A 4,911-nucleotide genomic window follows, 5' to 3' on the forward strand; every position below is an offset into this window, starting at 1 on the left:
CGCGGCGAGCTGTCCGCCGCTGCCGGCCTTCACCGTGTCGGCCTCCTTCGCCGCGTGGCAGACACCGCCCCGCACCATGTCGAGGTGCATCGCCACCACCGGCCGCGCGGCCCGCGCGGCCGCCTTGACCTCGGCGTTGCGGCCGTCCCTCAGTTCCTGGTCGATCAGGGCGAGGGTCTTGGTGTGCGCGGCCTCCTGCAGCGTCAGCCACGCCTTGTCGTAGGCGCTGCTGCCCGCCTTGGCCTGCACCGCGGCGAGTTCCCGCTTCTGCTCCTCGGTGGGACCGGCGGGCAGGGCGATGTCGAGCTTGTCCGCCAGGGTCCGCACGTCGGCGTCGAGTTTCGTGTGGTCGCGCACGAGCATCGTGCCGACCTCCTTCACGCACGCGGTCGTGGCGTTCTTCTGCGCATCCTGTCCGGCGGCGATCTCCGCGAGATTGCCCTGGTGCGCCGCCTTCACGAACATGACGTCCTGGTCGGCGACCGCGGCGGCCGACGACGGCCCCGCCGAGGTCACGGACAGGGCGGCCGCCAAGGCCGCCACGTACGCGAGCCGGGTTCGTATCACGAGCTGCTCCTTTCACGCCCGCCGCGGAACTCGCCGCGGCGGACAGGGAAGAAGGCGCTGCTTCAGCACCCGACAGGAATGCATCCCACGCGACACGCCGGAACCGTCGCCCCGGGCCGGCATTTCACTCCGACGGCCCACGGGCACGGGCGGGCGCCGCCGCCCCCGGTTCAGGTCAGGCGTGCCGCGAGGGCCGCCAGGAGGCGGACGACGCCCTCGGGGTCGGGAACCACGACGTCCGCGCGGGAGGCGAGCTCGCGGACCTCCTCGTTGGCGCTGCAGACCAGGACGCCGGGCAGGCCCTCCCCCCGCAGCGCGTCGACCGCGTCGAACGCCGGCAGGTCCCCGAGGTCGTCCCCCGCGTACAGCACCGCCCCCGCGCCCACGTCCCGCAGGTACGCCCGCAGGGCGACCCCCTTGTCGATCCCCGGCGGCCGCAGCTCGAGCACCATCCGTCCCGGTTCGACGATCAGGCCGTGCCGCTCCGCCAGCGCCCCCAGCGGCTCCCGCAACGCCTCGAACGCGGCGTCGGGGTCCTCCGCGCGGCGGGTGTGCGCGGCGAGCGCCCGCCCCTTGTCCTCGATCCACGTGCCCCGCGACGCCGGCACGGACGCCAGCACCTCGGGGAACTCCCGCCGCACCGCGTCGACCCCCGGATGCGGATCCGGGGCCGTCACCTTCCCGGTGGCGGCGTCCCACCGTTCCGCCCCGTAGTGCCCGAGCACCACCAGGCGGTCCAGCCCGTCCACCCCGGCGAAACCGCCGTTGCGCACCGCCACCTCGGCGGGCCGCCCGGTGACCACCGCCACCGCCGCCACCTTCGGCGCCAGCGCGGCCAGCGCCGGCACCGCCTCGGGGTGCGCCCGGGCCCGGTCCGGGTCCGGCACGATCGGCGCCAGCGTGCCGTCGAAGTCCAGCGCGATCACGGCCCGCTCCGGCGCGGCGAGGATCGCCGCGAGCCCGTCCCGTCCGGCTGCCGTCACCGGCTCCGGGAGGCCGTCGTCGGAAGAAGAGGTCGCAGAGGTCTGGTTCTGGTCGCTGCCCATGTCGGGACCATAACCGCGCAGCCCCGCGCCAATCCCCCGGCTCAGCGTTCCGCGCGGCGGCCGTCCCGGATTCTGCGCAGCCGGTTCACCGTCACCGGGTCGTGCGCCAGCGCCCGCGGGTCGTCCAGCAGCGCGTTGAGCAGCTGGTAGTACCGCACCGGGGCGAGCCCCAGCTCCTCACGGATCGCCCGCTCCTTGGCCCCGGGCCCGGCGAACCCGCGCCGTTCCAGTGCGAGCACGTCCCGTTCCCTGCCACTGAGCTCCTCCACCTGTGCACCGTAACCGCTGCCTCGGACTCCCCGCCCCGCGAGGCCCCCGAGGTCCCCCGGGGCCCGCGGAACCCCGCAGGAACCGCAAGTGGACTAGACCTTTCCCGGTCCACCCGCCACACTGACCCCGTGAAACACGTCATCGCCCTCGATGTGGGCGGCACGGGGATGAAGGCCGCCCTGGTCGGCCCCGAAGGCCGTCTGCTGCACCAGGCCCGCCGCGCCACCGGCCGGCACCGCGGCCCCGAGGCCGTCGTGGACGAGATCCTCCGCTTCGCCTCGGACCTCCACGCCGAGGGCCGCACCCGCCTCGGCGAGGGCGCGTCGGCGCTCGGCATCACGGTCCCCGGCATCGTCGACGCCGAACGCGGCGTGGCCGTCTACGCGGCCAACCTCGGCTGGCGGGACGTTCCGCTGCGCGCCCTGATCGGCGAGCGGCTGCACGGCATCCCGGTCGCCGTCGGCCACGACGTCCGCTCCGGCGGTCTCGCCGAGGGCCGGGCGGGGGCGGGCCGCGGCGCCGCCCGGTTCCTGTTCGTGGCCCTCGGCACCGGCATCGCGGGCGCCATCGGGATCGCCGGCCGGGTCGAGGAGGGCGCCCACGGCAACGCGGGCGAGATCGGCCACGTCGTCGTCCGCCCCGGCGGCACGCCCTGCCCGTGCGGTCAGCGCGGCTGCCTGGAGCGGTACGCCTCGGCCTCCGCGGTCAGCGAGGCCTGGGCCCGCGCCTGCGGCGACCCGGACGCGGACGCCGCGGACTGCGCCGCGGCGGTGGCCCGCGGCGACGGGCGGGCGCGGAAGGTCTGGCAGGAGGCGGTGGACGCCCTCGCCGACGGCCTCGTCACCGGCCTGACCCTGCTCGATCCGCAGCGGCTGATCGTCGGCGGCGGCCTGGCCGAGGCGGGCGAGACCCTGTTCGCCCCGTTGCGCGCGGCGGTGGAGGCGCGGATCACCTTCCAGCGCCTCCCCGAGATCGTTCCCGCCGCCCTCGGCGACGCGGCGGGCTGCCTGGGCGCCGGCCTCCTCGCCTGGGACCTGCTCGACGCCGGCGCCTCCCCGGCCGCCGGCCCTTCCCCCGACGCCCCCACCCTGGAGGTCCCCGCTCCATGACGTCCACCGACCCCGGCGCCCCCGAGGCCCCCCACTCCCCCGCGGTCCTCCCCTCCCCGGGCGGACGCGCCGACGCGTCCCGCACCGTCCTCACCGGCGCCCGGGTGGTGCTCCCCGGCGGCACCGTCCCCGGCGCCCGCGTGGTCGTGGAGGGCGACCGCCTCGCCGACCCGGCCGCCGTCCTCGCCGACGCCCCCGCCACCGTGGTCGACCTGCCCGGCTGCTGGATCGTCCCCGGCTTCGTCGACCTCCACAACCACGGCGGAGGCGGCGCCTCGTTCTCCTCCGGCACCGTCGAGGAGATCCTGCGCGGCGTGCGCACCCACCGCGCGCACGGCACCACCACCCTGGTCGCCTCCACCGTCACCGGCGACCTGGACGGCCTGGCCGTGCGGGCCGGGATGCTCTCCGAACTGGCGGAGGACGGCGAGATCGCCGGCGTCCACTTCGAGGGCCCGTTCATCTCCCCGTGCCGCAAGGGCGCCCACTCCGAGGCCCTGCTGCGCCACCCCGACCCGGCGGAGGTCCGCAAACTGGTGGAGGCGGCCCGCGGGCAGGCCCGGATGGTCACGCTGGCCGCCGAACTCCCCGGCGGCGTCGACTCGGTGCGGATGCTGGGCGAGATGGGCGTGATCGCCGCGATCGGCCACACCGACGCGACCTACGAGCAGACCGTGGAGGCGATCGAGGCGGGCGCCCGCGTCGCCACCCACCTGTTCAACGCCATGCCCCCGCTGGGCCACCGCGCCCCCGGCCCGGTCACCGCGCTGCTGGAGGACGAGCGGGTCACCGTCGAGCTCATCGACGACGGCGTCCACCTCCACCCCGGAGCCCTCCGGCTGGCGTTCCGTCACGCGGGCGGCGGGCGGGTCGCGCTGATCACCGACGCGATGGACGCCGCCGGGTTCGGCGACGGCCGCTACCTGCTGGGCCCGCTGGAGGTGGACGTGGTCGACGGCGTCGCCCGGCTGGCCGGCGACGGCACCATCGCCGGCTCCACGCTCACCCTGGACCGCGCCTTCCACCGCGCCGTCACCGTCGACGGGCTGCCGGTGGAGGAGGTGGTCGCGGCGATCTCCGCGACGCCCGCCCGGCTGCTCGGCCTGGACGGCCGGATCGGCTCGCTGGAGCCCGGCAAGGACGCCGACCTCGTCGTGCTGGACGGGGAGTTCACCCTGCGCGGGGTGATGCGCAAGGGAGCCTGGGTGGTCGACCCCCGGCAGGACTAGGTCCTGTCCGGCGGAGCGTGCCGTTCCCGCCGCCGTCGCCCCGTGGGCTGCCCGGGCGGGGCCCGGTGCGTGCGGCCGCGGGGCGGAGGAGACGGGCGACGCGGAGCGCCGCCGTCCGACGACGCCGCCGCCGCGTGGGGGCCCTTCCCGCGCGGGCGGAGCCGGGCGTGGGGGAGTGCGTGCCGGGCCCCGCGGCCCGCGGGCACGCTCCACCGGGCAGGACCCGGGTTCCGTCCGCCGGACGGAACCCGGTCCGCCCCCGGCCCGCTCCGGCTGCCTCGGCCCTGTGCCACCGGGCCCGCGTTTGGCATGATCGGACCAGAAACAGGCGAGCGCGGCCGCGACCGGCCGCGCTCGCACAGCACGCGCGTCATCGGGGAGAGGCGGACCGGATGATCCTGACGGTCACGCTGAACGCCGCACTCGACACCGCCTGCCGGGCCCGGGAGCCGCGTCCGCGGACCGGTCACCGGGTGCCGGAGGTCGTGGAGCGGCCCGGCGGCAAGGGCATCGGCGTCGCCCGGGCACTGGCCGCCCTGGGGCACCGGGTCACGGTGACCGGCTTCGCCGGCGGCCCCACCGGCCGCACGGCGCGGGAGCTGCTGGCCCGCGCGCCGGGCCCGCCGGTGGACGCGCTGGTACCGGTGGGCGCCACCGCCCGCCGCGCCGTCCCGGCCCCCGGCCCGGCCG

General features: G+C 77.1%; 6 protein-coding genes. 3 read left to right on the forward strand and 3 right to left on the reverse strand.

Annotated elements, in window-relative coordinates; genetic code table 11:
* The 3 genes from A2U95_RS30095 to A2U95_RS30105 form a co-directional block, all read right to left on the reverse strand.
* Positions 1 to 567: DUF4142 domain-containing protein (locus A2U95_RS30095; protein WP_240958402.1), on the reverse strand; the 567-nt coding region annotated here is incomplete at its 3' end.
* Positions 568 to 737: 170 nt separating this feature from the next.
* On the reverse strand, positions 738 to 1,613 hold the full coding sequence (gene otsB, locus A2U95_RS30100) for a trehalose-phosphatase (protein ID WP_166028878.1): 876 nt from the start codon (positions 1,611 to 1,613) through the stop codon (positions 738 to 740).
* A 41-nt stretch (positions 1,614 to 1,654) separates the two neighbouring features.
* Positions 1,655 to 1,882 (reverse strand): DUF3263 domain-containing protein, encoded by a 228-nt coding sequence (locus A2U95_RS30105; RefSeq protein WP_166028880.1) that lies wholly within the window; start codon positions 1,880 to 1,882, stop codon positions 1,655 to 1,657.
* Between the two features lie 129 nt (positions 1,883 to 2,011).
* Here A2U95_RS30105 and A2U95_RS30110 point away from each other — a divergent pair, with 129 nt between their 5' ends.
* The 3 genes from A2U95_RS30110 to A2U95_RS30120 all read left to right on the forward strand — a co-directional run.
* The gene (locus tag A2U95_RS30110; RefSeq protein WP_166028882.1) at positions 2,012 to 2,992 is read left to right on the forward strand and encodes an ROK family protein; all 981 of its coding nucleotides are present in this window, start codon (positions 2,012 to 2,014) and stop codon (positions 2,990 to 2,992) included.
* Positions 2,989 to 4,221 carry an N-acetylglucosamine-6-phosphate deacetylase gene (gene nagA / locus A2U95_RS30115; RefSeq protein WP_166028884.1) on the forward strand — a complete coding sequence of 411 codons (1,233 nt, stop codon included), beginning with the start codon at positions 2,989 to 2,991 and terminating at the stop codon, positions 4,219 to 4,221. The genes A2U95_RS30110 and nagA overlap by 4 nt, the downstream gene beginning before the upstream one ends.
* A gap of 392 nt (positions 4,222 to 4,613) precedes the next feature.
* The coding region (locus A2U95_RS30120) for a PfkB family carbohydrate kinase (RefSeq protein WP_240958404.1) at positions 4,614 to 4,911 on the forward strand (298 nt) is incomplete at its 3' end.

The organism is Streptomyces chilikensis, from assembly GCF_001642695.1.
GTDB classification, from domain to species: domain Bacteria; phylum Actinomycetota; class Actinomycetes; order Streptomycetales; family Streptomycetaceae; genus Streptomyces; species Streptomyces chilikensis.